This is a genomic window from Bartonella henselae str. Houston-1, assembly GCF_000046705.1.
Taxonomy (GTDB): domain Bacteria; phylum Pseudomonadota; class Alphaproteobacteria; order Rhizobiales; family Rhizobiaceae; genus Bartonella; species Bartonella henselae.
The window spans coordinates 196,519-223,337 of the sequence record NC_005956.1; the positions used below are offsets into that span (position 1 = coordinate 196,519).

Here is a 26,819-nt window from a genome sequence, read left to right on the forward strand (position 1 = left end):
TTAAAAAATTTATAAGTTTATGTTTATAAGAACAGTTATCATAAAATACCTCTCTTTAGATTTATTGGAAAGTATTTTTGCAAATTTATGAAAAATTATTTTTCATACTCTTGCCATTTTTATTGTGCGCTTTATCTGAAAGATAGAATTGCTCTTTCATGAAGCTATTTTTGTTATGAAATGAATCACGATTTTTTGGATGGAGATTATGTAATATTCTTAAAGCTTGTGTTTTGCTTTATTTTTTAGCTTGAATCCCTCTAGCTAAAAGGGTTGGGGACTTTTCTAGATTCAATGTTTTTGCAGAGACTTTAGGATGATGCCGTAGTGAATATCGGTATCACGGGGGGATAGATTTTATCTTTATTTGTTGGTTTTTGGGGTGCGCGAACAGGGGTTTTGCCATGAGAGTTTTTGCGCCTTGTGATGCTATTGGACTCTGTTGGAGGAGGTTCTTATGAAAAAATTATATTCAACACAAAATTGGGCTAAAGCTGTCTCATTGGGAACAGCAATGGCAGCGCTTTTATCGAGTGTCTCTCCTGTTTTCGCTGCTAATCTTGCGATAAGAGGCGGGGTTATTGAGAGTACAGGTGCTGCCAGTGTATCGTATCAATTTGGTAGTCATGGCAGTATTGTTTTTGCTGGTGATGATGACTTTTGTGGTGTGGATAATGTTGTTGGTCGTGGGGGTAAGCAACAGGAGAGTCTTAATAATAAAATAACTGCAGAACAACAGTATGAAAATTTCATCAATAACCAAGCAGATAACAACGGTCGTCATCCTTATGGCACGACCACTAAAAAGGTTACCTGGCAAAGTGAGGGTATTTTAACCCCAGAAGGTGCTTATATGGGAACAAACACTGGAGGATCTCCAAATATTATGCCTGAAGCTTATGGTGTTTATTCTTTTGTAACCGGTTGTGGAGCTGCGGCAACAGGGAATTATTCAACAGCATTTGGTGCTGGTGCAACTACAAAGGCTGGTGGAGCACAAGCTTTTGGTGTTTCTGCACTTGCAAGCGGAAAAGCAAGTGTTGCCATGGGTGTTAGTTCAGAAGCATCAGGGGATTCTGCGGTTGCTATTGGTGGACTTGCAACCGCTTCTGGTAAAAGTAGTATTGCTTTAGGAACAAAGACAAAAGCAGAAAAAAATTATGCAATTGCTATAGGTTTAGAAGCTGAAGCTAAAGCTTCGGGATCTATTGCGATAGGTAGTAGGAATTCTGACAGAACCGAAGAAGATCCTAACAGAAGAGTAATAGCAGAGGCTGAAAATGCAATTGCTATAGGTACACATACTTACGCTAAAATGGATGATACTGTTGCTATTGGTGCAAATGCACAGGCACTTGTCAAGGATGGTGTTGCGGTAGGTGGGGCATCTGTCTCTCGTGTTGAAAAGGGTGTTTTTGGTTACGATCCTGCAGCAAATGCTCCGATAACAGATAGTAGTATAGCATGGAAAAGTACTGCAGGGGCTTTTAGTGTTGGTGATGTTAATGGGCAGATAACTCGGCAAATTACAGGGGTTGCTGCTGGTACTAACGATACTGATGCTGTGAATGTAGCACAATTAAGAGCTATGAAAGATGTGGTAGCAGGGGCTTGGAAAATTTCTGCTAACGATACAGATCCTACAAATGTTAATCCAAGCGATACAGTAGATTTTTCAGTGAAAAATAGTGACGCAGGAAAAGATAACTTAACGATTGCAAAAAATACTGTAGATAATAAGCATAAAATTGAATTCACTTTGAATGATAATCTTAAGTTAACGAGCGTCACAACAGGTCAAAACTCTATGAGTGAGGATGGCTTTATATTTGCTAATGGGGCCAAAATAACTGTGGATGGTATTGATGCTGGCGATAAAGTAATCACAGGAGTGAAAGCCGGAGAAGATGATACTGATGCAGTGAATTTCAAGCAGCTGAAGGAATTTACATCAGGAATTAAAGGAGGCGGTTGGAAGCTTTCTGTGAATGGTGCGGATACTACAGATGTTAAGGCAAACAGCACAGTGGATCTTTTTGCCGTTAAGCATAAAGATGATGATGGCAGCGACACTGATAATGCAAACATTAGAATTGTGAAAGACGAAAACAATAAAGTATCTTTTGACTTAAATGACTATATTAAAGTGAATCGTGTAGAAACAGGAATAACCTCTTTAAGTAACGCAGGTTTAATGATTAAAGATGGTCCAAGGGTAACAAAAGGAGGTATTCATGCTGGGGGCAAGCAGATTACAGGAGTAGCAGAGGGGACTAAAGATGCTGATGCAGTGAATTATAAACAGCTGAAAGAGATAAGAGATGCTGCTACAACGCATTGGCAGCTTTCTGTTAATGGTGGAAATGGTATATCTATTGGACAAAACGATACAGTGAACTTACAGTCAGCTGGCAAAGAAGGTAGCCAGAATATCAAGATTGTAGGAGATAATGACCGCAATGTAACATTTGATTTAGCTGATAATATTACAGTGACGAGTGTTACCGCAGGCAGAAGCAAGATGAGTGATGATGGCTTTTTGTTTGATGGTGATAAGGGACCAAGGATAACTATTGATGGTATTTCTGCTGGTAAGAAAAAGATTACAGAGGTTGAAAAGGGGACTGACAATACAGATGCAGTGAATGTTGCCCAGCTGAATGAGGTGAGAGAATTGATATCGGAAGCAGGAGGTTGGAAGCTTTCTGTCAATGGTACAGATACTATAAATGTTAAGGCTGGAAGTACAGTGGATCTTTTTGCAGTTAAGCAGAAAGAGGATGATAATAATGAAAGTGAGAACACAAATATAAAAATTGTCAAAAGCAGGGACAATAAAGTATCCTTTGATTTAAGTGAATATATTAAAGTTGGTCGTGTAGAAACGGGGCTGAGCAGCATGAGTAATGCCGGTTTCATGATCAAGGATGGTCCAAATATGACCAAGGGTGGCATTAATGCTGCCAATACAAAAATTACAGGAGTACAAAAGGGTACTAATGAGAATGATGCAGTAAATGTTGCACAGTTGAACGAAGTAAAAAATCAGATAGCCGGAAATAGCCTCGTTAAATGGGATGAAGAGGAGCAGCTTATCACTGTTGGTAAGGAAAAAGAAGGCACCAAAATTAATATTGCAAATATTAACAATCAAAATCGAGTTATTTCTGGTGTTGCTGATGGTGGCCTCGGTGAGGATTCAAAAGATGCAATCAATGGTAGCCAAATTAACAAAATATCTGGAGATGTTGCGAAATATTTTGGTGGAGATGCAGCATTTGAAAATGGCACTTTTGTAGGTCCAAGATATAATTTATCCTTTGTTTCTGCGGATGGTAGTATAGAACAGAAAGTCTTTGAAAATGTTGGTGATGCTTTGACAGGGCTTGATGCGAATGTCAAAAATGTAAATAGTCGTCTAACATATGTAGATAATAAATTTGATCAGAAATTTGCTGATTTTTCTAAAGATGCTTTACTGTGGAGTGATGAGGAAAAAGCTTTTGTTGCACTTCATGGAGAAGGGCGTAAAACAAACAGCAAGATTACGTTTTTGAAGGATGGCGATATTGATGTTAACTCAACAGATGCCATAAATGGTTCGCAACTCTTTAAGACCAATCAAACAGTTGCTAATCTCATTGAGACTTTAAATGGTGTACATAAAGATATATCAAAATATTTTGGCGGTGGTGCAGACGTGATTGCTGGTAAGGCTCCAACTTATATTATTCAGAATAATAAATATAATGATGTTGGATCTGCTTTTAATGAGATTGATGCTTCTATCACAGATATTCATAATCAGATTAACAGTGTGACAAGCAATAGTCTTGTTAAATGGGTTGATGGGCAGAATCTGATCACTATTGGTGCGCAAAAAGGTGGTACAAAAATCAGTATTGCCAATAGTAACGGCAGTGATCGAACAATTTCCGGTGTGAAGGCAGCAGAGCTTAAAGAAAATTCAACTGAAGCTGTAAATGGTTCACAGCTCTTCACTACTAATCAAACTGTTTCTAATCTCATTAATACTTTAAATGATGTACATGAGAATATATCGAATTATTTTGGTGGTGGTGCAAATGTACTTGATGGTTTAGCACCGACCTATGTTATTAGTGGTGAAACATACCGTGATGTTGGTTCTGCTTTCACTGGTGTAAATATTTCCATTAAAAATCTTGATGATAAGATTATTGAAATGAAGGAAAATAACCTTGTACAACAAGAAGGAATTTCAGGTGTTATCACCATTGGTGCCAAAACAGCTGGAACTAAAATTAGTGTTGCAGGCGTTGGCGGTTTAGGACGTACTATTTCTGGTGTGAAAGCGGCGGAGAATGGTGATGAAGCTGTTAACAAAGACCAACTTGATAAAAGTATAAAAGGTATTTCTAAAGATGCCTTACTTTGGAGCGAAGATGAGCAGGCGTTTGTTGCACTTCATGAAAAAGATGGAAAGAAAACGAAGAGCAAACTTAAGTCTCTTTTGGATGGTAACATTTCTAAAGGTTCCACGGATGCTATTACGGGTAATCAGCTTTATGTCATGAGCAACAAGCTTGCTGCTTATTTTGGCGGTGGTGCTAAGTATGAGAATGGCAAATGGACGGCGCCTAGTTTTGAGATTGTTCAAGTTGACGCGAATGGTCGAATTGTTAAGAATAGCTATAATACAGTTGCTGAGGCTTTTGATGGTATTAATAGCGGCATGTCAAATATTAATAACCGTATTGATGATGTCATCAATAAGGTCGATTCAGATGCTTTAAAGTGGAATAAGGATAAAAATGCTTATGATGCTGGTCGCAATGGTCAACCAAGTAAGATTATCAATGTAGTCGATGGTAAAATTGCAGAAGGTTCTAAAGACGCAGTGAATGGTGGACAACTTTGGAAAACCAATGAGCGTGTTACAAAGGTTGAAAATCGTGTTACGGATGTTGAAAATCATGTTAAGATTATCGACAAAAAAGTTGATAACATTTCCAATACGATTGCCGATATTGGTGACACGGTTATCAACATTGAAAACAAAGTTGATACTATTGATAATAAGGTTAACAACATTGCTGAGGATGCTGTTCGATATGACAGAGATGAAAAAGGTCAAAAAACCAATAAAATCACTTTGAAAGGTGGCGATCCGAGTGAGCCTGTTATGATTGATAATGTAGCTGATGGTAAAATTGAAAAAGGTTCGAAAGAAGCTGTAAATGGTGGGCAGCTCCATGATTACACCAAAGAACAAATGAAAATCGTTCTTGATGAATCAAAGCACTACACAGATCAACGGGTGAACAATATCGTTATCGATGCGATTGACGATGCCGTTGAACGTGCTAATAACTATACCAATATGAAGTTTGAGGCTTTAAATTATAGCATAGAAAATGTGCGAAAAGAAGCAAGACAGGCAGCAGCTATTGGTTTAGCAGTATCCAACTTACGCTACAATGATACACCTGGAAAATTAAGTGTTGGATTTGGTAGCGGCTTATGGCGTAGTCAATCTGCATTTGCCTTTGGTGCTGGTTATACATCTGAGAGTGGATCTATTCGATCGAATCTATCTATCACTACTTCTGGTGGGCATTGGGGTATAGGTGCGGGATTCAATATGACACTGAACTGATAATAAACAAAACACTTGAGTAAAAATTTCATTCACCCTTGTTTTATGAGGCAGGGGTGGATTATTTTTATGTCTGTAAAAAATACGCATATGTAATTTTAAAAATATATAATTATAAATAAGGGTCTAAAAAACAGAAAAAACCTATATTCTCATTAAAGAAAACGAAATTTATAAGAAATACAATTTTTTAATAAATTACACGTTCATTATTTTCTGCTTTAAAATTTTAATGCTAAGCAGCTTTGAGTATTTTGTAGATAGAAAAAATCAGTTCTCCTTTACTCTCCATAAAATTGTAAATTTACTACCAACCCTCTGGTGGAGAAAAATATGTTTTTAAATATATTTTTATTTCTTTACTAAAGAGATGATAAAAATGATATGCTACATTCGCTAACAATAATTTAAATTTTCGTGTTATTGTTTGTCTTTTATGATGGTATTTTCATAGGTTTAGCAGTTGCTATAATCTTGTTGAGTATTGCTCTTGGAAGTTTTGTTGGGATTATGGGAGGAAAGAGTGTAAGTACATCTATGTTTACAAACAAATAAGAGCCAACATCAAATAATAACAATTGAGTGTTCATTATATGCTGAAGGCAATGCAAAATTATAGTGTTGATGACGAAACACGATTCTCTGGTATTTTGGCGCTTGAAGGAGGGCAATAAAGGTAATAAAGTTTTTTTTACTTACTGGAAAAGTTAAGGCTGCATTTAATAGTTACATGTAGTTCACTCAAACATGCACGTGTTATTGGTGATACTCGTTAAAACAGCAATACGCATTCTAATTTTAATAGTTCAGGAAAGAAATAAGGCATAAGCATAGGATTTAGGGATTAACAATAATGCCCCATTGTGTATTTTCAGGAAAAACCACCAGTCTTATAATATTGACTTATTTCACTCATAAAAACATCTTTCTTTAGCACTTTGCTAAAAAAAGAGAATACCCTTTTAAAATTCTAGTACTGACTCTCTAAATAAAAAGTGATGAATTAAAAACTAAGAAAATAGTATTCCATTTGCAAAAAAATAACCAATAAGTTAAGAATTAAGCAAATTTTAACAAATACACAAAAGTACAAATCCCCTTTCCTTAAGAAAAGCAAAACACACTTACTTTAACATTTAAAAATATAAAATTTTTACCTTTTTAATTACGTTCTAAATTTTTGATATGTTAGAAAAAACTACATTTAAGAATTCACCAAGCACTTAAATATGTCTTTTGTGTTTATATTAAAATTTTTTTCATTGGGAAATTTGTTATGAAAAAAAATATATATAAAATTAGTAGGGAATGATTTAAAATTCTTTCATTTTACTTTTATTAGAATTCTGTCATTGTCTTCAATAGCTGCACTTTTGTCGAGTATTTCTCCTATTTTTTCAAAAAATCTTGATTCAAGAGAAGGAGTTTCTACAAATATAAAGAGCGTTGCTGTAGTTTATTCCCAAAATGTTATCTCTGTTTATGATGCTTCTATCGGTTGTTTGGGGACTCTTGATGTACAAAAAGATAAGTATGTAGCAATGCTGAATATGGCACTGGCACCAGAAGTTAATACTTTGAACGACTATGCAAATTTTTTAATCAGAACCCTTTTTGATGTGAGCGGTGATAATTTTGTTGTAAATACTCTTATAGCAGATGGCAGTAACCGATCGAAAAGAGCGGTATGTATAAAGTAAAAAAAGAAACAATCTATCATCAGTCTGCAGTTGTTTATTCGAAATAATTTGTCTCCTCAACAGCTTAAACAAAATGATGAAGATACAAGGGATTATTAATGTGTCTAATACCAGTGATTCATTCTCAAAAATGCAACGTAATGTATCGAGAAACAGTGTCATTTTTGGTAATAATGTTAATGCAAAAGTCGTTGGCAGTGTTGTTATTGGCTCTAAGGCAGAGGTGTTTTAAAACGAAGAGATGCTGATGGTAAGAAAACGAATAAGGTCACGTTAGTAGGTGGGAGTGAAAGTGAGCCAGTATTGATAGACAATGTAGCAGATGGTAAAATTGAAGCAGACTCTAAGCAGGCAGTCAATGGAGGTCAGTTGCGTGATTATACTGAGCAACAGATGAAGATAGTGCTTGATGATGCGAAGAAATATACGGATGAGCAGGTCAAGGATAGAGTAAGCAATGGAGTTAATGAAGCGAAATCTTATACGGATATGAAGTTTGAAACGTTAAGCTACGTGGTTGAGGATGTTCGGAAAGCAGCAAGACAGGCGGTAGCTATGGGTTTGGCAGTGTCCAACTTACGTTACTATGATATACCGGGATCTTTAAGTCTTTCATTTGGTACGGGTATATGGCGTAATCAGTCTGCATTTGCTATTGGTGTTGGTTATACATCTGAAGATGGCAATATTCGTTCTAATTTATCTATCACGAGTGCTGATAGTCATTGGGACATAGGAGCTGGCTTAAGAATAAAGCTGAATTGATAAGATTAAATAGCTTTTTTATAAGCAGTTAATCTATTTTTTACTGAATTTACAGAGTGTAAGCTTTTATAGAAGTGTGTTGTTTTTTTTGAAAAGGAATCGTATTGTTCACAAAAAGTACTGTTTTTATTATGAACTAAAAATTTTAGCTTGCTATTTTACTCAATAGCGGATAGTGATACAAAAGGTATATTAGTAATACTCATTTTAATTAGACTTCAAAAGGGGATGAAGTAATGCGTAAAAGACGAAACGCCACTCTAAAAGCAAATTTACATACCGCATCACACTCAATATAAAGAAACACTCGTAACAGAAATCAACTAAACAGACAGATTTCTTTTAAATATTCTTCAGATTCTCTTATTATTAAGAAAAGATGCTCCTTAATGAAAAAACTTTTTAATAAAACACATAGCAATAAAAGAATGATTAAAATATTATTTAAACAACACCACCCTAACGTAAAACGTCTTAATATTTAAAACAGAAAAATTCTTTTTTAAGTACACAACAAAAACAGCCAATCAACCCCTCTTACAATCCAAATGCGCCATTTACACGCTTCCTACCAAGCTTTCGCATCTAGATTTCATTACAGAAAGTACACACAAAATAAAAATAAAGACTCAACACGCTCCCAATTTGATCACCCTCCTTATTTCAATCCTCATTACAAGGGAGTAGGTAATACTAAAATGTGTCTTTTTTATGTTTTGGATGTGCTTTGTAATTTTTTTCATTGGAGAATTTATTATGAAAAAATTATCTGTCACATCAAAGAGACAATATAATTTATATGCTTCGCCTATTTCTCGACGTTTATCTTTGTTAATGAAGCTCTCATTGGAAACTGTAACAGTTATGTTCTTATTGGGTGCATCTCCTGTATTGGCTTCGAATCTTGCGCTTACAGGAGCAAAGAATCTGAGTCAAAACTCTCCAGGTGTAAATTACTCTAAAGGTAGCCATGGTAGTATTGTTCTCTCTGGTGATGATGATTTTTGCGGTGCGGATTATGTTCTTGGTCGTGGAGGCAATTCTACTGTACGTAATGGGATTCCAATAAGTGTAGAAGAAGAATATGAGAGATTTGTCAAACAAAAATTAATGAATAATGCTACTTCTCCTTATAGTCAGAGTTCAGAGCAACAAGTTTGGACTGGTGATGGGCTAACAAGCAAAGGTTCGGGTTATATGGGAGGGAAGTCGACTGACGGTGATAAAAATATCTTGCCTGAGGCTTATGGTATATATTCTTTTGCAACTGGTTGTGGTTCTTCTGCGCAGGGGAATTATTCAGTTGCATTTGGTGCAAATGCAACTGCACTTACTGGGGGGTCGCAAGCTTTTGGTGTTGCTGCACTTGCAAGTGGAAGGGTAAGTGTTGCTATTGGTGTAGGGTCAGAAGCGACGGGAGAGGCTGGAGTTTCTTTGGGTGGACTCTCAAAGGCAGCTGGTGCTCGTAGTGTTGCTATAGGGACGCGGGCCAACGCTTACGGTGAAGAATCTATTGCGATAGGTGGTGGCTTAAAACAGGGCAGTGATAATAAGATCGGTTCAGCTGTAGCGCAGGGTCTGAAAGCGATTTCTATAGGTTCTGATTCTGTTGGTTTTCAGCACTATGCAGTTGCTATTGGTGCTAAATCCCGTGCTCTTCTCTTGAAAAGTGTTGCCTTGGGTTCTTATTCTGTTGCTGATGTTGATGCTGGCGTTAGAGGTTATGATCCTGTGGAGGATGAGCCATCGAAAAACGTTAGTTTTGTATGGAAAAGCTCTGTAGGTGCTGTTAGTGTTGGTAATCGTAAAGAAGGCTTAACGCGACAAATTATAGGAGTTGCAGCTGGTACTGAAGACACTGATGCAGTAAATGTTGCACAGCTAAAAGCATTAAGGGGAATGATATCAGAAAAAGGAGGTTGGAATCTTACTGTTAATAATGACAATAATACAGTTGTTAGTTCAGGTGGTGCATTAGATTTGTCATCTGGAAGTAAAAATCTCAAAATTGCAAAAGATGGAAAAAAGAATAATGTAACCTTTGATGTCGCTAGGGATCTCACGTTAAAGAGCATAAAATTAGACGGTGTTACTTTAAATGAAACAGGTTTATTTATTGCAAACGGACCACAAATCACCGCTTCAGGTATTAATGCTGGTAGTCAAAAAATTACAGGCGTAGCAGAGGGTACTGATGCGAACGATGCAGTAAACTTTGGACAACTGAAGAAAATTGAAACAGAAGTCAAAGAACAAGTAGCAGCCAGTGGCTTTGTGAAACAGGATAGCGATACAAAATACCTTACCATTGGTAAGGATACAGATGGCGATACAATCAATATTGCTAATAACAAAAGTGATAAGCGTACTCTCATGGGCATAAAGGAGGGTGACATCTCAAAAGACTCGAGTGAAGCTATCACCGGTTCACAGCTATTTACTACAAATCAAAATGTGAAAACTGTATCAGATAATCTCCAAACAGCAGCCACGAATATAGCTAAGACTTTTGGAGGTGATGCCAAATATGAAGATGGTGAATGGACTGCTCCGACATTTAAAGTTAAAACTGTTACCGGTGAAGGCAAGGAAGAAGAGAAGACGTATCAGAATGTAGCGGATGCCTTGGCTGGAGTTGGAAGTTCCATCACCAATGTTCAGAATAAAGTGACTGAACAAGTTAATAATGCGATTACTAAAGTGGAAGGCGATGCCTTATTATGGAGCGATGAAGCTAATGCCTTTGTGGCGCGTCATGAAAAGAGTAAGTTAGAAAAAGGCGCATCTAAAGCGACACAAGAAAACAGCAAGATTACGTATCTGTTAGATGGTGATGTTTCGAAAGATTCCACGGATGCTATTACAGGTAAACAGCTTTATTCATTAGGTGATAAGATTGCATCTTATTTAGGTGGTAACGCTAAATATGAGAATGGTGAATGGACTGCACCTACCTTTAAGGTTAAAACAGTTAAGGAAGATGGTAAGGAAGAAGAGCAGACGTATCATAATGTAGCAGCGGCTTTTGAAGGAGTTGGTACGTCTTTCACGAATGTGAAAAATGAAATTACTAAACAGATTAATCATCTCCAGTCTGATGATTCAGCGGTTGTTCATTATGATAAAGATGATAAAAACGGCAGTATTAATTATGCGAGTGTAACCTTGGGTAAAGGTAAAGATTCTGCAGCTGTTACCCTTCATAATGTCGCTGCAGGTAATATTGCTAAGGATTCACATGATGCAATCAATGGTAGCCAAATTTATTCTCTGAACGAGCAACTTGCGACCTATTTTGGTGGCGGTGCTGGTTATAATAAGGAAGGCAAATGGACTGCTCCAACTTTTACAGTCAAGACAGTTAAGGAAGATGGTGAGGAAGAAGAGAAGACGTATCAGAATGTAGCGGAAGCTTTGACTGGAGTTGGTACGTCTTTCACCAATATAAAAAGTGAGATTACTAAACAGATTGCTAATGAGATTAGCAATGTAACAGGTGATAGTCTTGTTAAGAAAGATCTCGATACGAATCTTATCACCATTGGTAAAGAAGTAGCAGGTACTGAAATCAATATAGCAAGCGTTTCTAAAGCTGACCGGACTCTTTCTGGTGTTAAGGAAGCAGTAAAAGATAATGAAGCTGTTAACAAAGGGCAGCTTGATAAAGGTTTGAAGCATCTTTCTGACAGTCTCCAGTCCGAAGATTCAGCAGTTGTTCATTATGATAAAAAGACAGATGAAACTGGTGGCATTAATTATACGAGCGTGACGTTGGGAGGTAAAGATAAGACCCCTGTTGCCCTTCATAATGTCGCTGATGGTAGTATTTCCAAGGATTCACATGATGCCATCAATGGCGGACAGATTCATACAATCGGTGAGGATGTTGCAAAATTCTTGGGTGGAGCAGCAAGCTTTAACAACGGTGCTTTTACCGGCCCAACTTATAAGTTGTCGAATATTGATGCAAAGGGTGATGTACAACAGAGTGAGTTTAAAGATATAGGTTCAGCCTTTGCGGGTCTTGATACGAACATCAAGAATGTCAATAATAATGTAACGAATAAGTTTAATGAACTTACTCAAAACATAACGAATGTTACGCAACAGGTAAAAGGCGATGCCTTATTATGGAGCGATGAAGCCAATGCCTTTGTGGCGCGTCATGAAAAGAGCAAGTTAGGAAAAGGTGCATCTAAAGCGACACAAGAAAACAGCAAGATTACGTATCTGTTAGATGGTGATGTTTCGAAAGATTCCACGGATGCTATTACAGGTAAACAGCTTTATTCATTAGGTGATAAGATTGCATCTTATTTAGGTGGTAACGCTAAATATGAGGATGGTGAATGGACTGCACCTACCTTTAAGGTTAAAACAGTTAAGGAAGATGGTAAGGAAGAAGAGAAGACTTATCAGAATGTAGCGGAAGCTTTGACTGGAGTTGGTACGTCTTTCACGAATGTGAAAAATGAAATTACTAAACAGATTAATCATCTCCAGTCTGATGATTCAGCGGTTGTTCATTATGATAAGAATAAAGATGAAACTGGTGGCATTAATTATGCGAGTGTAACCTTGGGTAAAGGTAAAGATTCTGCAGCTGTTACCCTTCATAATGTTGCTGATGGTAGTATTTCCAAGGATTCACGTGATGCCATCAATGGTAGCCAAATTTATTCTCTGAACGAGCAACTTGCGACCTATTTTGGCGGCGGTGCTAAGTACGAGAATGGCCAATGGACCGCTCCTATTTTTAAAGTCAAGACAGTTAAGGAAGATGGTGAGGAAGAAGAGAAGACGTATCAGAATGTAGCGGAAGCTTTGACTGGAGTTGGTACGTCTTTCACAAATATAAAGAGTGAGATTACTAAACAGATTGCTAATGAGATTAGCAGTGTAACAGGTGATAGTCTTGTTAAGAAAGATCTCGCCACGAATCTTATCACCATTGGTAAAGAAGTAGCAGGTACTGAAATCAATATAGCAAGCGTTTCTAAAGCTGACCGGACTCTTTCTGGTGTTAAGGAAGCAGTAAAAGATAATGAAGCTGTTAACAAAGGGCAGCTTGATACCAATATCAAGAAAGTAGAAGATAAATTAACAGAAGCAGTCGGTAAAGTTACGCAACAGGTGAAAGGTGATGCTTTATTGTGGAGCAATGAAGATAACGCGTTTGTTGCTGATCATGGTAAGGATAGTGCAAAGACAAAGAGCAAGATTACACATTTATTAGATGGAAATATTGCGTCTGGCTCAACCGATGCCGTTACCGGTGGTCAACTCTATTCTCTGAACGAGCAACTTGCGACCTATTTTGGCGGCGGTGCTAAGTACGAGAATGGCCAATGGACTGCACCTACCTTTAAGGTTAAAACAGTTAACGGTGAAGGCAAGGAAGAAGAGCAGACTTATCAGAATGTAGCGGAAGCTTTGACTGGAGTTGGTGCGTCTTTCATGAATGTTCAGAATAAAATTACTAATGAAATTACCAATCAAGTTAATAACGCAATTACGAAAGTAGAAGGCGATAGTCTTGTGAAGCAAGATAATCTTGGTATTATTACGCTTGGTAAAGAAAGAGGTGGTTTGAAAGTTGATTTTGCAAATCGTGATGGTTTAGATCGGACTCTTTCTGGTGTAAAGGAAGCGGTAAACGATAATGAAGCAGTTAATAAAGGCCAGCTTGATGCCGATATCAGTAAAGTTAATAATAATGTAACGAATAAGTTTAATGAACTTACTCAAAACATAACGAATGTTACGCAACAGGTAAAAGGCGATGCCTTATTATGGAGCGATGAAGCTAATGCCTTTGTGGCGCGTCATGAAAAGAGTAAGTTAGAAAAAGGCGTATCTAAAGCGACACAAGAAAATAGCAAGATTACGTATCTGTTAGATGGTGATATTTCGAAAGGTTCCACGGATGCCGTTACCGGTGGTCAGCTTTATTCTCTGAACGAGCAACTTGCGACCTATTTTGGTGGCGATGCTAAGTACGAGAATGGCCAATGGACTGCACCTACCTTTAAGGTTAAAACAGTTAACGGTGAAGGCAAGGAAGAAGAGCAGACGTATCATAATGTAGCAGCAGCTTTTGAAGGAGTTGGTACGTCTTTCACCAATATAAAAAGTGAGATTACTAAACAGATTAATAATGAGATTAGCAATGTAAAAGGTGATAGTCTTGTTAAGAAAGATCTCGCCACGAATCTTATCACCATTGGTAAAGAAGTAGCGGGTACTGAAATCAATATAGCAAGCGTTTCTAAAGCTGACCGGACTCTTTCTGGTGTAAAGGAAGCAGTAAAAGATAATGAAGCTGTTAACAAAGGGCAGCTTGATACCAATATCAAGAAAGTAGAAGATAAATTAACAGAAGCAGTCGGTAAAGTTACGCAACAGGTAAAAGGTGATGCTTTATTGTGGAGCAATGAAGATAACGCGTTTGTTGCTGATCATGGTAAGGATAGCGCAAAGACAAAGAGCAAGATTACACATTTATTAGATGGAAATATTGCGTCTGGCTCAACCGATGCCGTTACCGGTGGTCAGCTTTATTCTCTGAACGAGCAACTTGCGACCTATTTTGGCGGCGGTGCTAAGTACGAGAATGGCCAATGGACTGCACCTACCTTTAAGGTTAAAACAGTTAACGGAGATGGCAAGGAAGAAGAGCAGACTTATCAGAATGTAGCGGAAGCTTTGACTGGAGTTGGTACGTCTTTCACGAATGTTCAGAATAAAATTACTAATGAAATTACCAATCAAGTTAATAACGCAATTACGAAAGTAGAAGGCGATAGTCTTGTGAAGCAAGATAATCTTGGTATTATTACGCTTGGTAAAGAAAGAGGTGGTTTGAAAGTTGATTTTGCAAATCGTGATGGTTTAGATCGGACTCTTTCTGGTGTAAAGGAAGCGGTAAACGATAATGAAGCAGTTAATAAAGGCCAGCTTGATGCCAATATCAGTAAAGTTAATAATAATGTAACGAATAAGTTTAATGAACTTACTCAAAACATAACGAATGTTACACAACAAGTTCAAGGTGATACTTTATTATGGAGCGATGAAGCTAATGCCTTTGTGGCGCGTCATGAAAAGAGTAAGTTAGAAAAAGGCGTATCTAAAGCGACACAAGAAAATAGCAAGATTACGTATCTGTTAGATGGTGATATTTCGAAAGGTTCCACGGATGCCGTTACCGGTGGTCAGCTTTATTCTCTGAACGAGCAACTTGCGACCTATTTTGGCGGCGGTGCTAAGTACGAGAATGGTGAATGGACCGCACCTACCTTTAAGGTTAAAACAGTTAACGGTGAAGGCAAGGAAGAAGAGCAGACGTATCATAATGTAGCAGCAGCTTTTGAAGGAGTTGGTACGTCTTTCACCAATATAAAAAGTGAGATTACTAAACAGATTGATAATGAGATTATCAATGTAAAAGGTGATAGTCTTGTTAAGAGAGATCTCGCTACGAATCTCATCACCATTGGTAAAGAAATAGAAGGCAGTGCAATCAATATTGCTAATAAGAGTGGTGAAGCTCGGACCATTTCTGGTGTAAAGGAAGCAGTAAACAATAATGAAGCTGTTAACAAAGGGCAACTTGATACCAATATCAAGAAAGTAGAAGATAAATTAACAGAAGCAGTCGGTAAAGTTACGCAACAGGTAAAAGGTGATGCTTTATTGTGGAGCAATGAAGATAACGCGTTTGTTGCTGATCATGGTAAGGATAGCGCAAAGACAAAGAGTAAGATTACACATTTATTAGATGGAAATATTGCGTCTGGCTCAACCGATGCCGTTACCGGTGGTCAACTCTATTCTCTTAACGAGCAACTTGCGACCTATTTTGGCGGCGGTGCTAAGTACGAGAATGGCCAATGGACTGCACCTAGCTTTAAGGTTAAAACAGTTAAGGAAGATGGCAAGGAAGAAGAGCAGACGTATCAGAATGTAGCGGAAGCTTTGACTGGAGTTGGTACGTCTTTCACGAATGTGAAAAATGAAATTACTAAACAGATTAATCATCTCCAGTCTGATGATTCAGCGGTTGTTCATTATGATAAGAATAAAGATGAAACTGGTACCATTAATTATGCGAGTGTAACCTTGGGTAAAGGTAAAGATTCTGCAGCTGTTACCCTTCATAATGTCGCCGATGGTAGTATTTCCAAGGATTCACGTGATGCCATCAATGGTGGACAGATTCATACAATCGGTGAGGATGTTGCAAAATTCTTGGGTGGAGATGCAGCTTTTAAAGATGGTGCTTTTACCGGCCCAACTTATAAGTTGTCGAATATTGATGCAAAGGGTGATGTACAACAGAGTGAGTTTAAAGATATAGGTTCAGCCTTTGCGGGTCTTGATACGAACATCAAGAATGTCAATAATAATGTAACGAATAAGTTTAATGAACTTACTCAAAGCATAACGAATGTTACGCAACAGGTAAAAGGCGATTCCTTATTATGGAGCGATGAAGCCAATGCCTTTGTGGCGCGTCATGAAAAGAGCAAGTTAGAAAAAGGTGCATCTAAAGCGATACAAGAAAATAGCAAGATTACGTATCTGTTAGATGGTAATGTTTCGAAAGGTTCCACGGATGCCGTTACTGGTGGTCAGCTTTATTCAATGAGCAACATGCTTGCGACCTATTTAGGTGGTAACGCTAAATATGAGAATGGTGAATGGACCGCACCTACCTTTAAGGTTAAAACAGTTAACGGTGAAGGCAAGGAAGAAGAGCAAACTTATCAGAATGTAGCGGAAGCTTTGACTGGAGTTGGTACGTCTTTCACCAATATAAAAAGTGAGATTGCCAAACAGATTAATCATCTCCAGTCTGATGATTCAGCGGTTATTCATTATGATAAGAATAAAGATGAAACTGGCACCATTAATTATGCGAGTGTAACTTTGGGTAAAGGTGAAGATTCTGCAGCTGTTGCCCTTCATAATGTCGCTGCAGGTAATATTGCTAAGGATTCACGTGATGCAATCAATGGTTCTCAGCTTTATTCTTTGAACGAGCAGTTATTGACCTATTTTGGCGGTAATGCTGGCTATAAAGATGGGCAATGGATAGCTCCCAAATTCCAAGTTTCGCAGTTCAAGAGTGATGGTAGTTCTGGTGAGAAGGAGAGCTATGATAATGTAGCGGCTGCGTTTGAAGGAGTTAACAAAAGTCTTGCAGGTATGAACGAGCGTATTAATAATGTTGTTACTGCTGGCCAGAATGTTTCGTCGAACAGTTTAAATTGGAATGAGACAGAGGGAGGTTATGACGCTCGTCATAATGGTGTGGACAGTAAGCTCACGCATGTAGAGAATGGTGACGTATCCGAAAAATCGAAAGAAGCCGTTAATGGAAGTCAACTATGGAATACGAATGAGAAAGTTGAAGCGGTTGAGAAGGATGTAAAGAATATTGAGAAGAAGGTACAAGATATTGCTACAGTAGCAGATAGTGCTGTTAAGTATGAGAAAGATAGTACTGGCAAGAAAACGAATGTAATCAAATTAGTTGGTGGGAGTGAAAGTGATCCAGTATTGATAGACAATGTAGCGGATGGTGACATTAAAGAAGGCTCTAAGCAGGCAGTCAATGGAGGTCAGTTGCGTGATTATACTGAGAAACAGATGAAGATAGTGCTTGAAGATGCGAAGAAATATACGGATGAACGCTTCAATGATGTCGTCAATAATGGTGTTAATGAGGCTAAAGCTTATACAGATATGAAGTTTGAGGCTTTAAGTTACGCTGTTGAGGATGTCCGTAAAGAAGCAAGACAGGCGCAGCTATTGGTTTGGCGGTATCTAACTTACGTTACTATGATATACCGGGATCTTTAAGTCTTTCATTTGGTACGGGCATATGGCGTAGTCAGTCTGCATTTGCTGTTGGTGCTGGTTATACATCTGAAGATGGAAATATTCGTTCTAATTTATCTATCACGAATGCTGGAGGTCACTGGGGAGTAGGCGCAGGGATTACTTTGAGGCTGAAATGATAAAAAAAACTGATATCATGATAGAAAAACGAAGTATTTTGATAAATATTCTGTTCTTCCTTGCCTTATTAGGCAAGGGAGAAAGTTTTGCTGACGAAAATAATAGTGTTTATACGGTGCATCCACCGCACTTATCTATTCCTAATGGAGCAGCTGGTGAAACACGTCGAATCATTATGCAGTTTTATTATTGGACTTTAATTTGTGATGAAAAACAAAAGCTTAAGCAAGGCATATGTAATGTGACGCAAACTGTCCATGATAAGGAAGGCAATACTATTTTCAGTTGGTCTCTTGTTTCTACGAAAAATGGTCAAGCAGTAATGCTCTTTCGAACATTGCCAAATGCTGATACAAATGTTCCTATTCGCATGTTTGTGGAAAGCGTAAAAAAACCTGTTCTCATTCATTATAAGCAATGTAATGAAGAAATCTGCTTGGCACAGTCGCCTGTAGGACCAGTTCTGAGTAAACAAATAGAGCAGAACAAAGAAGTACGTATTTCCTATAAGGTTAAAGAGGGAAAGATATTTTCTTTTACTGTGCCATTTAAAGGGTTAAGTGCAGCAGTTTATTCTTTGCAACGATAGACTATTTAGACTGCTTTTAGTAGGATTATTTTGGCATAATTGTTGCATTGCATTTTCAGATCTAAATGAAAAATACCATAAGTAATTAGATCAATATGGTAGAGAGATAGTTTATTCAAACGAGAGCACATTTTACAAATGTAGAGTTTACCGTAAGTTGTTTTTCTGCAATAGAAAATCACAGCGAGTTTTTTCACAGAGCTTATAGAGTGAGTGCTGTTAGTCGTTACCATTAAAAATTTACTGAGAAAAACCAGTTTAAAACTAAATACAATAAAAAATAATATTGGCTTTTTTGGACGAAAAAGAGATCAGCTTTTTGTAAAATCTCGTACGTAGTTTTAGGAAAATATTATTCAATAGTAAGAGATATTATTTGAAGTACTGCAGTAATTTTGATGATGCTATCATAATTCATAGCAATAATCTTATAATGCTTTTATGATACGAATACAAAATTTAACTATGGTAAAATCCTTAGAATTATAAGTTCATTTTTTCTAAATGAGAGCGATTTCAAAGAAAATGCTTTAAAATCTTTTTTCTTATTATCTAATTTAAATATATTACCAATCGTTTTTTACAAGGGAGTTTCTTAGAAACACACTTAATAAGAATTATACAAGAGAGATAGAAGGCTATAAAATAAATATCAGCATAAACGATTAATTGATAATTTCAAATTTATAAAGAGAAATATGCTGTTGCGGAAAATTTTTGTTTTTTCAATAATCAATGTGTTTTTCAGAAACTTGAGTGATGCTACCATGGAAAAACTTGATAATAGAAAATAATAATATTTTTTTAGAGAGTGGTAATTTGATGCTGCATTGTTACTTTAGCTCTAGTAATGAGCAGAGGGAGAGTTCTCGCATTTGTTTATGGGGGAACACGCTTAAGGGATAAGAAGAAATGACCCCATTAGATTATGGTTTAAAAGAGTCAAAGCAAGGAAGAGTGCGCGATACCAAAACAGAGCAATTGTCTGGTCACCATGGTAGCAAGCAAAATAATCATTCTACGTTTTTACAAATAGAGGCATGTTCTATTTCTGTTGATATAAAGAAAAAACAGAGAAAAAGACGTTGGAAACAGAAACAATCACTTATTCAATCAAATACAGCTTGTAATTTCCGAGGCCGAGCGATTGGAGGTGTCAAAAAAACAAAAAATCAAAAAACTTCTTTTTTTCCACGTTTCTCTCAATCAAAATCCTTACCTCTTTATGCGGCTCTTGATTTGGGAACAAATAATTGTCGTCTTCTTATCGCATCTCCTAGTGAACCGGGGTATTTTCAAGTTGTTGATGCTTTTTCACGTATCGTACGATTAGGAGAGGGATTGGTAAATAACGGTTTTCTTAATACACAAGCTATGGACCGTGCGATTGAAGCATTAAAAATTTGTCATTTAAAGTTAAAACAAAGGCATATTAAGCGTTATCGATTGGTTGCAACAGAAGCTTGTCGTTCGGCAAAAAATGGTAGACATTTTATTCAACGCGTTTTGGATGAGACTGGTCTTAAATTGGAAATTGTTGATCGGGAAACAGAGGCACGTTTTGCTGTTTCAGGGTGTGGTACGCTTATTGAGCCGAATACTGATGCAATTGTACTTTTTGATATTGGAGGAGGCTCATCGGAAATTGTGCTTCTTGATGTTTCCCAAAAGCGTTCTTTGCGTTTAGCTGAACAGATTACGGCTTGGACTTCTCTTCCTGTTGGTGTTGTTACACTTGCTGAACGTTTTGGAGGGAGTGATATTAGTTTAAATGATTTTGAAAAGATGAAAAGCTATGTGCGGGGTTTTTTAAATAATTTTTCAGATCGTTATAAATTGGGAATTTTAGCGCAGGGCTCTAAGTTTCATCTTTTAGGAACTTCAGGAACGATTACTGCTTTAGCAGGAATGCACCTTAATTTAGAGCGTTACGACCGGAAGAAAATTGATGGCATTTGGATGAATGATGCGGACATTACTCTTATGATGCAGCGCTTATTATCATGGGACGTAAAAAAACGTGGAACCAATCCTTGTATTGGGCGAGAGAGAGCGGATTTAATTTTAGCCGGTTGTGCAATTTTAGACGTTATTCGAGAAGTTTGGCCTAGTCAACGTTTGAGAGTTGCTGATCGTGGTTTGAGAGAAGGGATTTTAATAGACCTGATGTTAAACGATGGTGTATGGCGCCACTATAAGAAAAGGAGAAGCTTCAAGCGTTAGCAAGTTATCTGAATATGGAGACAACGAAAAGCTATGAAAAAAACGACAAAAAAAACGGCTGGTGGATATGGAGGGTCAGGATCACATAAATTATATCAGCGTGTAAAGAAAAAAGCAGGGACTATCACAGCCTCGTCGCGGAGATGGTTAGAGAGGCATTTGAATGATCCTTATGTGCATCAGTCGAAAGTGGATGGTTATCGTTCGCGTGCGGCTTATAAACTTATCGAAATTAATCAACGCTATAAGTTTCTCAAAAAAGGTCAAAAGATTATTGATCTGGGAGCTGCACCGGGGGGATGGTGTCAGGTATCAGGGTGTATTGTAGGGTCGAGTGATGAAAAGCCTAGTGTGGTTGGTATTGATTATTTACATGTTGACCCATTACCTGGGGTTGTGATGCTGGAAATGGATTTTTTACATTCAGATGCACCGCAGAAATTAATTGATGCTTTAGGGACAAAGCCGGATGTAGTACTTTCTGATATGGCCGCACCAACAACAGGCCATCGTCAGACGGATCATTTAAGGACGATTTATTTATGTGAAGTTGCTGCTGATTTTGCTCTTTCAGTTCTCAAGCCTGGGGGGCATTTTTTAGCAAAGGCTTTTCAAGGAGGGGCAGAAAATACCCTTCTCACGACATTAAAACAGAACTTTAAGACAGTCCATCATGTTAAACCACCTGCAAGCCGGTCGGAATCAGTAGAGCTTTATCTTCTAGCGCTCGAATTTAAAGCAAAAACAGAAAGAAAAGAGCAACTTTTTCTTTTTTAGAAAGTTTAAGTTTAATGACATATTGAAGTGACCGAATATTGTTCGACAATTTAAATAATTTTAAGTGAAGTAGACTCTAAAAGGGCACATAAATCCACTGTAAAAACATTTGTGTCCCCTATGGTAGTAGGGCATAATCAGGTACCCTTGCATGCCTTATTAACTGAATACAAGCTTTGTCTTATTATAAATTTTACTTTTTCAAAAAATCAACAATTTAATATTTTGCCTTTTCCTTCTAAGGGCTGCTACTATAAAACGTTTTTCTGAGTATTTTAAAGTCACTATATTTCCTAAAAATGCTTACTAAAGCAGACTTGTTTTGATTTATTGAGAGACTATCAGCAAAGGCTCATTTATGATTTTTGCATTGCCTTTCTAAGGAAAATTAGTATTAAGACGATAAGATCTATATACAGATATGAGGGAACTTCTCGCAAAGCATTTATAATGATTAGTTTTTTCATATTTCGATTGAAGTGGGGCTTAGTGACACCCTTGGCAGTTGTATAGTCCTTCTTACGCTTTTCATTATATTCAGAACCTATTGCAATACTGCTTTTACCAAAACTGTGAGTCATATTTTTTGTTCATTCCATTTAGATTCCTTGCCGCTGATAGTATCGCATTTTGTGTCATTGTAATCTATTTCTTTCCAAAATTATTATGCTTCTTAAAGTGCGGTAGAGGAAACAAATCCATCCATGACTTGGCTTATCTTCCTTGGAATAGTTTTTTATCCATAAAATTAACTCTAGTCGATCACCAATATTCCTATTATTTTGTAAGAGTATTAGTTATAATATTATGACTTTAGTTTTTTTTATCCTCTTTTCTCTAAAGGCGAGGATTTTTTCAAACAGTTGTCAGTGATATTTTTTATAGTTTTTCTTTCTTAAATGATGAAAAACTGGTAAAATGAATATATTACCTATACAGGTAGAGGGATTGATTCCTCGGTGAGCATTTCCAATGAAATTTCTTGATCAAGCTAAAGTTTATATTCGTTCTGGTAATGGGGGAGCAGGTGCGATATCATTTCGTCGTGAAAAATTTATAGAATTTGGTGGGCCAGATGGAGGCGATGGAGGGCGCGGGGGTGATGTTTGGGCACTTGTTGTTGATGGGTTGAATACGCTGATTGATTATCGCTACCAGCAGCATTTTAGAGCAAAAACAGGGGGGCATGGCAAGGGACGTAATATGACCGGTCAAAAGGGTGATGATATTATCCTTAAAGTACCGGTAGGGACGCAAATTTTTGAAGAAGATAATACGACATTAATCTGTGATTTAACGGAAGTTGGACAACGTTATCGTCTTGCAAAAGGAGGAAATGGCGGTTTTGGGAATCTTCATTTTACGACATCTACAAATCGGGCACCTCGCCGTGCTAATCCGGGTTTGTCTGGAGAAGAGCGCACACTTTGGCTTCGTTTGAAGTTAATCGCTGATGCGGGGATTATTGGTTTGCCGAATGCTGGAAAGTCAACTTTTTTAGCTTCCGTGACGGCAGCAAAGCCAAAAGTTGCGGATTATCCTTTTACGACTCTCTATCCTCACCTTGGTGTTGCGCGTATTGATGCTCGTGAATTTGTGTTAGCTGATATTCCTGGACTCATTGAAGGAGCACATGAAGGCGTGGGGATTGGAGACCGTTTTTTAGGGCATGTAGAACGTTGTCGTGTTTTATTTCATTTGATTTCTGCTCAAGAAGAAGACGTGGTAAAAGCATACCAGATTGTGCGTAATGAATTGAAGGCATATGGAAACAATCTGAATGATAAGACTGAAATTATAGCTTTAAGTCAAATAGATACTCTCACTATCGAGGAGCGTAAAGCTAAACAAGAATTTTTGCAAAAAGTAACGGGCAAGTCTGTGATGATGTTTTCTGCGGTTAGTCGGGAAGGTTTAGAAAATTTATTACGTGCTGGTGCACATATTATTGAAATGGCGCGCAAAAAGGATGTAGTTCGAGAAGAGCAGGATTGATTGAGATGGCAGTTGGATTGCAAAAGCTTGTACATTATAAACGCATTGTGATCAAAATTGGATCTGCGCTTTTGGTTGATCCTCAGACAGGTTTACGCGCTGAATGGCTTAAAAGTTTAATAAGTGATGTTGCCAACTTGCATCAAAAAGGCGTTGAGATTTTATTGGTTTCTTCAGGGGCTATTGCTTTAGGAAGAACATTGCTTCGTCTTCCTAAGGGGGCTTTGAAATTGGAAGAGAGTCAGGCTTGTGCTGCTTTGGGGCAAATTGAGTTGGCTAAAACCTATAGTGATACGCTTGCGCAATATGGATTAAAAACGGGTCAGATTTTGCTCACTCTCTTCGATACGGAAGAACGACGGCGTTATCTCAATGCGCGCGCTACGATTAATGTGCTTTTACGTTTTGGAGCGGTACCCGTTATTAATGAAAATGATACTGTTGCCACAAGTGAAATTCGCTATGGTGATAATGATCGTTTAGCAGCACGTGTAGCAACGATGATGGGGGCAGATCTTTTGATACTTTTATCAGATATTGATGGTCTTTATACCAAATCTCCCCATCGTGATCCAACGGCAGAGTTTATTCCTTTTATTGCATCAATTACGAGTGATATCGAAAAAATGGCAGATGTTGCTCATTCAGAGCTGTCTCGTGGAGGAATGAAGACTAAGCTTGATGCTGGAAAAATAGCAAATTCTGCTGGAACGGCTATGATTATTACTTCAGGGAAGCGTATGAATCCTCTTGCGGCGATTGACAGAGGGGAACGCGGAAGTTTTTTTGCTGCCGGTGAAAAGCCTGTTAATGCTTGGAAAACTTGGATTTCTGGTCATTTAGATCCCTCTGGTATTTTAATGATTGATCAAGGAGCGGTTAAGGCTCTTGAATCTGGAAAATCCTTATTAGCTGCGGGAGTCGTAGCGATTGAGGGAAGATTCAATCGTGGAGATACGGTTGCGATTGTTGATACAAATGGCGTTGAAATTGCTCGTGGACTTGTGAGTTATGGCAAAGATGAATCTGTACGCATTATGGGGCGTAAAAGCGAAGAAATTGAATCTATCCTAGGGTATGAAGCGCGTTCTGCTATGGTGCATCGTAATGATATGGTTTTACGCTGCTTGACCGATTCTGCTTAAAAAAGTTATCTCTTACCTTGGTTTATTTTTTTGCAGAGTGGATAATACTATGACTTTAGAAGAACAGATGAAGGACATGGGGCGAAAAGCGCGTCGTGCTGCCACAGTGTTGGCAGTTATGTCTTCTGAACAAAAGAATAAAGCGTTAGAAATGATAGCTTTGAGTCTAGAGGCTCATTCAGATGAAATTTTACGCGCTAATCATCAAGATTTATTGAACGCTACTCAGAATAATTTGACAGTAGCGATGGTTGATCGGCTTAAGTTAAATGAAGTGCGTTTGTGTACAATCATAGACAGTGTTCGCCAAGTTGCTTGTTTGCCTGATCCTGTTGGACAAGTGATGGATGAATGGACACGTCCAAATGGGCTTCATATCAGCCGTGTTCGTACACCTCTTGGTGTAATTGGTATTATTTATGAGAGTCGGCCAAATGTTACTATTGATGCGAGTACTTTGTGCTTAAAAGCTGGAAATGCTGCAATTTTACGTGGTGGTTCGGATAGTTTTCACTCTGCGCATGCACTTCATTGTGCGTTGGTAAAAGGATTGAAGAAAGCAGGTTTTCCTAAAGATGCTATTCAAATGGTTGCAACGAAAGATCGTGGTGCCGTTGGAGAAATGCTTAAGGGATTAGATGGAGCCATTGATGTAATTGTGCCTCGTGGTGGTAAAAATCTTGTTGCGCGTATTCAGGTTGATGCCCGTGTTCCGATTTTTGCGCATTTAGAGGGGCTCTGTCATATTTATATTGATCAGTCAGCAGATTTAGATATGGCACGTAATATTGTTTTGAATGCAAAGTTGCGACGCACAGGTATATGTAGTGCTGTTGAGACAGTTCTTATTGATCGCCAGGCATTAGAAAAGTTTCTTCCTATTTTGACTGCTTTACAGAAAAAAGGGTGTGAAATCCGCGCAACAGAAGATATTGTTTTTCTTATGCCAGACGCCAAATTAGCCTTTGAAGAAGATTGGTCGCACGAATATCTTGATGCGATTGTGTCTGTTAAGACGGTTGAAAGTGTTGAGGGAGCCATTGCTCATATCAAACGTTATTCATCAGGACATACTGAATCGATTATTGCTGAGGATATGGAAATTGTGGAGAAATTTTTTAATCATTTGGATTCAGCCATTTTATTGCATAATGCATCCACACAATTTGCTGATGGAGGTGAATTTGGTTTTGGGGCAGAAATTGGTATTGCAACAGGAAAAATGCATGCGCGTGGTCCCATAGGTGTTGAACAACTGACGTCATTTCAGTACCATATTAAAGGAAATGGACAGGTTAGACCTTGAAACAGCCATTTCTTCTATGGAAAAATCGTATGCCATATGTTGAAAGATCCAATATTGTTGGTCTTTTTGGCGGGTCCTTTAATCCACCGCATGAAGGGCATCTTCTCGTTGCAAAAACTGCAATTCGACGTTTGCGTCTTAATCAATTATGGTGGATGGTAACTCCGGGGAACCCTTTAAAAGATTGTACACATTTACCACCTTTAGAAAAGAGAATGCGCTTAAGTCTTGAACTTATTGACGATCCAAAGATTCGTGTAACAGGTTTTGAACAGGCTATAGGCAGCAAAGTATCAGTAGAAACGATTTCTCATATTCTTGCGCATTACCGAAGAGTACATTTTGTATGGATTATGGGTGCAGATAGTTTGGCAACGATTCATCATTGGTATCGGTGGCATGATATCATATCTATGCTTCCGATTGCGATTATTGATCGTCCTTTGGTGCACATGTCAGCCCTGTCTTCTTCTATGGCGCACATTTACCGTTCTTTTCGTTTAGATGAAAGAGAAAGTATACGATTACCTTTTATGAAACCGCCGGCTTGGATTTATTTGCATGGAGCTTTGTCTTTTCAATCTTCAACAAATCTTCGTTTAAAGGAGAATGCTTTTTTTTGAATACTTTATCTATAGTGTCATAAAAATATTAT

Annotated in this window: 12 protein-coding genes and 1 pseudogene; all 13 read left to right on the plus strand. The window is 37.8% G+C overall.

Annotated elements, in window-relative coordinates; all coding sequences use genetic code 11:
• Positions 1-457 precede the first annotated feature (457 nt).
• Positions 458-5,638, plus strand: a complete 5,181-nt coding sequence (locus AYT27_RS00770) for a Vomp family autotransporter (RefSeq protein ID WP_011180102.1) — start codon at positions 458-460, stop codon at positions 5,636-5,638.
• A 1,373-nt stretch (positions 5,639-7,011) separates the two neighbouring features.
• Positions 7,012-7,338, plus strand: a complete 327-nt coding sequence (locus AYT27_RS00775; RefSeq protein ID WP_143244294.1) for a hypothetical protein — start codon at positions 7,012-7,014, stop codon at positions 7,336-7,338.
• Between the two features lie 100 nt (positions 7,339-7,438).
• Complete coding sequence (locus tag AYT27_RS09540) at positions 7,439-7,570, plus strand: hypothetical protein (RefSeq protein WP_263283918.1); 132 nt, start codon at positions 7,439-7,441, stop codon at positions 7,568-7,570.
• Between the two features lie 5 nt (positions 7,571-7,575).
• Positions 7,576-8,103: pseudogene (locus AYT27_RS00780) on the plus strand (YadA-like family protein); the annotation flags it as partial.
• 756 nt (positions 8,104-8,859) lie between these two features.
• Complete coding sequence (gene bapA, locus AYT27_RS08740; RefSeq protein ID WP_011180104.1) at positions 8,860-17,970, plus strand: trimeric autotransporter adhesin BapA; 9,111 nt, start codon at positions 8,860-8,862, stop codon at positions 17,968-17,970.
• Complete coding sequence (locus tag AYT27_RS00795; protein ID WP_011180105.1) at positions 17,925-18,128, plus strand: YadA-like family protein; 204 nt, start codon at positions 17,925-17,927, stop codon at positions 18,126-18,128. The genes bapA and AYT27_RS00795 overlap by 46 nt, the downstream gene beginning before the upstream one ends.
• Positions 18,125-18,718 carry an invasion associated locus B family protein gene (locus AYT27_RS00800; protein WP_173361571.1) on the plus strand — a complete coding sequence of 198 codons (594 nt, stop codon included), beginning with the start codon at positions 18,125-18,127 and terminating at the stop codon, positions 18,716-18,718. The genes AYT27_RS00795 and AYT27_RS00800 overlap by 4 nt, the downstream gene beginning before the upstream one ends.
• Before the next feature lie 912 nt (positions 18,719-19,630).
• On the plus strand, positions 19,631-20,941 hold the full coding sequence (locus AYT27_RS00805; protein ID WP_011180107.1) for a Ppx/GppA phosphatase family protein: 1,311 nt from the start codon (positions 19,631-19,633) through the stop codon (positions 20,939-20,941).
• A 33-nt stretch (positions 20,942-20,974) separates the two neighbouring features.
• A complete protein-coding gene (locus tag AYT27_RS00810) occupies positions 20,975-21,718 on the plus strand; it encodes an RlmE family RNA methyltransferase (protein ID WP_011180108.1) in 744 nt (247 codons plus the stop codon).
• A 972-nt stretch (positions 21,719-22,690) separates the two neighbouring features.
• Positions 22,691-23,713 (plus strand): GTPase ObgE, encoded by a 1,023-nt coding sequence (gene obgE, locus AYT27_RS00820; RefSeq protein WP_011180109.1) that lies wholly within the window; start codon positions 22,691-22,693, stop codon positions 23,711-23,713.
• 5 nt (positions 23,714-23,718) lie between these two features.
• A complete protein-coding gene (proB, locus tag AYT27_RS00825) occupies positions 23,719-24,858 on the plus strand; it encodes a glutamate 5-kinase (protein ID WP_011180110.1) in 1,140 nt (379 codons plus the stop codon).
• A 49-nt stretch (positions 24,859-24,907) separates the two neighbouring features.
• On the plus strand, positions 24,908-26,164 hold the full coding sequence (locus tag AYT27_RS00830; protein WP_034447547.1) for a glutamate-5-semialdehyde dehydrogenase: 1,257 nt from the start codon (positions 24,908-24,910) through the stop codon (positions 26,162-26,164).
• A 29-nt stretch (positions 26,165-26,193) separates the two neighbouring features.
• Complete coding sequence (locus AYT27_RS00835) at positions 26,194-26,787, plus strand: nicotinate-nucleotide adenylyltransferase (protein ID WP_011180112.1); 594 nt, start codon at positions 26,194-26,196, stop codon at positions 26,785-26,787.
• The last annotated feature ends 32 nt before the right edge of the window (positions 26,788-26,819 follow it).